Source organism: Microcoleus sp. LEGE 07076, assembly GCF_015207455.1.
Classification (GTDB): Bacteria; Cyanobacteriota; Cyanobacteriia; order Cyanobacteriales; family Microcoleaceae; genus Microcoleus.
Genome location: NZ_JADEWV010000307.1, coordinates 1 through 5,269, shown reverse-complemented (window position 1 = coordinate 5,269; position 5,269 = coordinate 1). Strand labels below are relative to the sequence as shown.

Here is a 5,269-nt window from a genome sequence, read left to right as displayed (position 1 = left end):
GCCTAGAACTCCTAGCGAATATTCCGTGCACCTCCTGCTTGAGGGCGGCCACCGCGAAGAAATCCGTTTTGCAACCCTGCAAGATTTTCAACAGTGGTATAAAACTCTGGTTCCCAAACAAGATTCCTCAGAATTTGTCAATGTCCCGATCAAAAATATTCAAGGCGAATACATGGTAGTTCGGCCTAGCTGCATTATCGCAATTCGGGTAGAACCGATATTTAGTTCCAGTATCGAACGCTTTGATGAATAAAAAAAATTATCAATTGATTAAGGAAAATTGGAAATTGAGCAAGATTTTTCGCTATCAACTATTGTCGATCGCCTGTTGTGTTTTGGCGATCGCTTTTTCGATGCCCGCCGTTGCAGTTGGGCCACTGCAACCAATTAGTGTAAATCAATTGCAGGCGGGAGAGTTGGAGTCGATCGGGCTTGACACTCAAATCTGGGGCGAAAATGGCCAACCGGGCGATCGCGAATTGCTGAAGCGGTCGATCGACAACAGCCTCCGCTATCTCAATACATCAGCCGCCGCCGCTGCTTACAGTCGCTATCGAGTTTCGGGAATTACGCGCGATCGAGTCCGCCGTTCCCTCGATCGATTCCGCCAATTAGTAGTCAGTTCCACTACAGCATCACAACTCCAGGAATCTGTCAAGCGCGAATTTGTTTTTTACAAATCGATCGGCAAAGACGGCAAAGGAACAGTTTCATTTACCGGTTATTTTGAGCCGACTTACTCCGCATCTAGGACGGCTAATTCCGAATTCCGTTATCCCCTGTACCGCCTGCCACCAAACATAGGTTCTTGGTCGAAACCTCACCCGACTAGATTGGATTTGGAAGGTGCAGATGGTTTGCAGGGAAGCAAAGGATTGCTGCGGGGATTAGAATTAGTTTGGTTGCGCGATCGATTCCAAGCATTTCTCGTGCAAGTCCAAGGTTCCGCGAGATTGCAGCTAGCAGAAGGCGGCGAGATGACAGTGGGTTTCGCGGGGAAAACCAGTCACAGTTATACAGGAGTCGGGCGAGAATTAGTTAAGGACGGCAAGTTTACTTTAGATGAGTTAACATTGCCCAAACTCACCGAATATTTCAGCAATTTTCCGACCGAGATGGACAAGTATTTGCCGAAGAATCAAAGCTTTGTGTTCTTCCGAGAAACTAACGGAGCACCGCCGACTGGCAGCATCGGAGTGCCGGTAACTGCCGAAAGGTCGATCGCCACAGATAAATCTTTAATGCCCCCCGGCGCGCTAGCATTAATTAGCACCAAATTGCCTTATCCAAATGCAGCGGGAAAACTCGAACAAAATGCCGTGAATCGGTATGTTTTGGATCAGGATACGGGCGGTGCAATTAAAGGCGCGGGGAGAGTTGATGTATTTATGGGAACCGGGAATTTGGCGGGCGATCGCGCGGGTTATATCAACTCAACAGGAGAACTGTACTATCCGCTTTTAAAGTAGATTAATTCTGCTTTCCTTTGTCGTGGCGATCGTCCCCGCCTTACTCGTTACTTTCGCTCTGCCTGGTAATGCAGATCCGGAGGCTCTGCCTCCTTCTATCTCGCCACTTACATGAGAGAAGAATGTAGGAAGTGGTTAAGTTATTAAGTTTTCGATCGTCAAACAGTCACGGACTTTTCTTTAAATACGTCACTTTATTATTCTCATCAATGCGTATGTATTGTAACCGTTGAAGTTCCACGATAATTCTTTCTTGTTCAACCTCAGAAATACCACCTTGAAACTGAAACATAGCATCGATAGAATTCTGAAGGGTACTTCTCCTGGTTGGCTTTAACTTGATAATCCTTTCAAAAACATATTGAATTATGTCAGAGTTATTTTGACTTGGTGAGGATTCTTTCCAATTCCCTGCAATTCGGTGTTGCGGGTTTTGACTTTCCTCTTCTTTTCTGGCTAGCTGGATCAGCATTTGAGCTAAACGCAACTTCTCCCTGTATCCAAGCTGCTGACACAAGCCAGCGATCTCATCATAGTTCATGACCAATTTTGGTTTGTTAGCTTAATCAAGATCGGTCATATTTTACCATATCTAACCAGTTGTTTTTGCTTCGGGTAGATCGATTAAATTCAACTCGCAAATAAAACCTCCTCGGAGCATCTCATACCATTTTTCTAAAGATGTGCTACGGATGAAGTCTTAGCCCCCCCGAAATCGCGGGGGGTTGGGGGGGTAATATCTAGCGCTACTTTATCAAATTGGTATAAGTTGCCTTCCTCAAAGGAGGCTCTTCCTCGCCTATCTGCATTACCAGGCAGAGCGAAAGTAACGAGCAACCCAAATAGAAGGAGAGGTTGCACAACTAAACAAAAAACATTAAGGTATTCTTTATCACTTTGGTAATTTTATTGTTGACAATCCGAGAAATTAGCAGAATTCTTGTTGGAATTATCTTGAGTTCGATAGCAGAGATTTAAACACAAAAACTCTTAAATTTTAAAAACAATCATTGTTCAAAAAAAATATTCTATCGCCACTTTTAAACATCCTTAAAATCAGTAGAACGGTCATCTGTCAGACCTAATTATTCTTTACCTTGCCGAAAGCCATATTCTACCCGCGTTCTTAATCGATAAAGATGGCCCACAACTTTCTTAAGTTGACCTTTGAGATTCGTTTTGACAAATAATGAAGTAGAATTGGACGGCATCGTTACTCGATCGGCAGTTATCTCTCAATATGCGATCGCTCCTTTTTCGAGAGTATTGGAAGAGGCGATTCCTTCACTGAACTTTAATCATCAGAAAAGTAGCGGTGAAACTGGGGTTAAATTTTAGTGGAATCAGTAGTACCGATTTGATAGCCTCCAGCGAAAATCAGACTTGGGACTGTTCAAGAATCCTTGCAGCATCAACGGCATGGGGAGTATCAAAAAGCTCCACAGCCTCCGGCGATCGCGCGCAGCCTCCTGTGTCCAACTTGCCAAGAGAGCGCGCAGCAACTCGCGCTTAATTACGCCCCTGCCCGGTTAAAACCCAGAGAAAATCGACGCGAGTACCCGATCGAGCTATTTTGATGGAAAATAACGTGAGGTACTCAATCGGCTTCGCATCTTATTGGGGCTTCCAAACTCATAAAATGGGGGACACTTTGATTCGTTTGCAGAGTTTCCCGTCTTAAGGGCTGTTTTCACCTTCAGGATTCCTGTTTCCACAGAGCAAGAAACTGAACCGGGCGCGATCGTGTGGACGCGGGCCCCAGACACGGTGCCTCCGCCGGCGAATCAACAAGCGAGTACGAGAAACTAACACCCGTTTCCCCAAAAAAATGAAAGGGTAGGCTAGCTCCAAACCCTTATGGAATCAGTGATTCCCAATCTAAAACGGTATGGGCACTACCACCAGTTAACCCACTCAACAAAATTTCGTTGAATCTAACGGTGTAGAATTATCTAACAGGAATTATGAAAGCAACTAACAGCCGTCAATTTTCTTCAGTAGCAGCTCGAACTCTAAAAGTAGTCGGGATTATCTTGATTCTTTCTGCTTTGCTCGACTGCATTGTTCTATCGCTGCCGGGAGAAACCTCCGACATTGTGAATCGAGGCTGGCAGTTGGCCGCAGCAACTCAGATAGTTGACAGGGGCATTATTCCTTTGATGGGTATCGCCCTGCTGATGACTGGCTTTTGGGTGGACAGCAGCAGCGGAGTCTCTGTTGATCGGCGCAATGTTTGGGTTGACTTGCGATTCTGGGCGCTGTTGATTTCCAGCTTGTTAGGGCTAATTTACCTGTTGTTGGTTCCCGTTCACCTCAACAATACTCGTTTGGAACTCAAGGATGCTCTGGCTCAAGTCGATAAGGAAGCGGGACAAGCCGAAAATCAGCTAGAGGTGCAAATTAAAAGCGAGCAGTTTAAAGCTCAGGTAGAACAGCTCAAAAGCCAGCGCCGCAGCCAGATAGGCGCGCTGCTGCAAGATGACGGGAAGCTGCAAGAAGCACTCAAGAGTCCAGATGTTCCCAAGGAATTGAAAGCTGTGCTTCAGGATGCAAAAAATGACCCGAAAGCCCTTGACAAGTTTCTAGAACAGCAAGCCCAAGAACTGCCTGTTCAAGCTCGCAACGAGATTCGCACCCGCAAGCAACAAAAAGAGAAAGAGTTGAGAACTCGATCGAGAAATTCGAGTTTGCAGACGGGAATCAGCAGTTTGTTGTTAGCCATCGGCTACATTACTGTTGGTTGGACTGGATTGAGAAGTATGGGAATTCTGCGGTTTGGCCGCCGCAAAAGTTGACCGGCGCCACCGCCACCGCTCCCTAGCGCAAGTCGAGACATCCCGGAGAAATAGATACTTGATTTGCCTGATAGTTTGCCCTTACTCAAAGCTGGGAATGTTCTCAATTTATATTCTGACTTACAACGAAGAGATTGATATCGCCGCTTGCATAGAATCGGCACTGCTTTGTGACGATATCATTGTAGTTGATTCTTTCAGCAGCGATCGCACCCTTGAGATTGTTCAGAATTATCCGGTGCGAACAGTGCAGCACCACTTTGAAACTCACGGACGCCAGCGGACTTGGATGCTCAAAGAAGTAGAATGCAAGTACGAATGGGTTTACATCCTCGAAGCTGACGAGCGGATGACCCCTGCACTGTTTGCTGAATGCTTAAAGGCGATCGAAAGTCAAGAATACATCGGCTATTACGTAGCAGAAAAAGTAATATTTATGGAGCGCTGGATTCGCCGCAGCACTCAGTATCCCCGCTATCAAATGCGCCTGTTTCGCAAAGACCGAGTGTGGTTTTCTGACTACGGTCACACTGAACGGGAAGTGTGCAACGGGCCTACTCACTTTTTAAAGGAAACCTACCCTCACTATACTTGCAGCAAAGGTCTTTCTCGCTGGATTGAAAAGCACAACCGCTACTCGACTGACGAAGCCGCCGAAACTCTCCGCCAATTAGCAGCGGGTCAAGTAAATTGGTGGGATTTATTGTTTGGCGCATCGGAGGTAGAAAGGCGTCGCGCTTTGAAAGATTTTTCTTTGCGCTTGCCTTTGCGTCCTGTGGTGCGCTTTTTCTATATGTATATTTTACTCGGCGGATTTCTTGACGGTCAAGCAGGATTAGCTTGGTGTACGCTGCAAGCTTTTTATGAATATCTCATTTTGCTGAAAGTTTGGGAAATGAAGCATATGCCGCTGCCGAATTTAAGTACAGGGGAAGAACAGTCTATTTCCGAAGTAGTAACAGTTGAACCCTCTAAAGTTTCTTATAATCTTGGTACTTCTGATAC

General features: G+C 45.8%; 6 protein-coding genes. 5 read left to right on the top strand and 1 reads right to left on the bottom strand.

Annotated features, from left to right (window positions below; all coding sequences use genetic code 11):
* A partial coding sequence (locus IQ270_RS27885) for a hypothetical protein (RefSeq protein ID WP_193976383.1) occupies window positions 1–253 on the top strand: 253 nt, incomplete at its 5' end.
* Window positions 254–287: 34 nt separating this feature from the next.
* Window positions 288–1,469: a murein transglycosylase A gene (locus IQ270_RS27880; RefSeq protein WP_368670144.1), complete on the top strand. Its 1,182-nt coding sequence runs from the start codon at window positions 288–290 to the stop codon at window positions 1,467–1,469.
* A 166-nt stretch (window positions 1,470–1,635) separates the two neighbouring features.
* Here IQ270_RS27880 and IQ270_RS27875 read toward each other — a convergent pair whose 3' ends face one another.
* On the bottom strand, window positions 1,636–2,010 hold the full coding sequence (locus IQ270_RS27875) for a hypothetical protein (protein WP_193976381.1): 375 nt from the start codon (window positions 2,008–2,010) through the stop codon (window positions 1,636–1,638).
* A 638-nt stretch (window positions 2,011–2,648) separates the two neighbouring features.
* On the opposite strand from IQ270_RS27875, the gene IQ270_RS27870 reads away from it, so the two are divergent.
* From IQ270_RS27870 to IQ270_RS27860, 3 genes are all read left to right on the top strand, one after another.
* The gene (locus tag IQ270_RS27870; RefSeq protein WP_193976380.1) at window positions 2,649–2,807 is read left to right on the top strand and encodes a hypothetical protein; all 159 of its coding nucleotides are present in this window, start codon (window positions 2,649–2,651) and stop codon (window positions 2,805–2,807) included.
* 626 nt (window positions 2,808–3,433) lie between these two features.
* Entirely contained in the window at window positions 3,434–4,264 is an 831-nt protein-coding gene (locus tag IQ270_RS27865; RefSeq protein WP_193976379.1) for an HpsJ family protein, read from the top strand.
* A 97-nt stretch (window positions 4,265–4,361) separates the two neighbouring features.
* Window positions 4,362–5,269, top strand: a 908-nt coding sequence (locus IQ270_RS27860; protein WP_228056769.1) for a glycosyltransferase family 2 protein, incomplete at its 3' end; no start/stop codon positions are given.

Bases quoted from the DNA above. Each gene is read 5' to 3' on its own strand.
- IQ270_RS27875 (WP_193976381.1), bottom strand. From the start codon at position 2,010: ATGAACTATGATGAGATCGCTGGCTTGTGTCAGCAGCTTGGATACAGG.
- IQ270_RS27865 (WP_193976379.1), top strand. From the start codon at position 3,434: ATGAAAGCAACTAACAGCCGTCAATTTTCTTCAGTAGCAGCTCGAACT.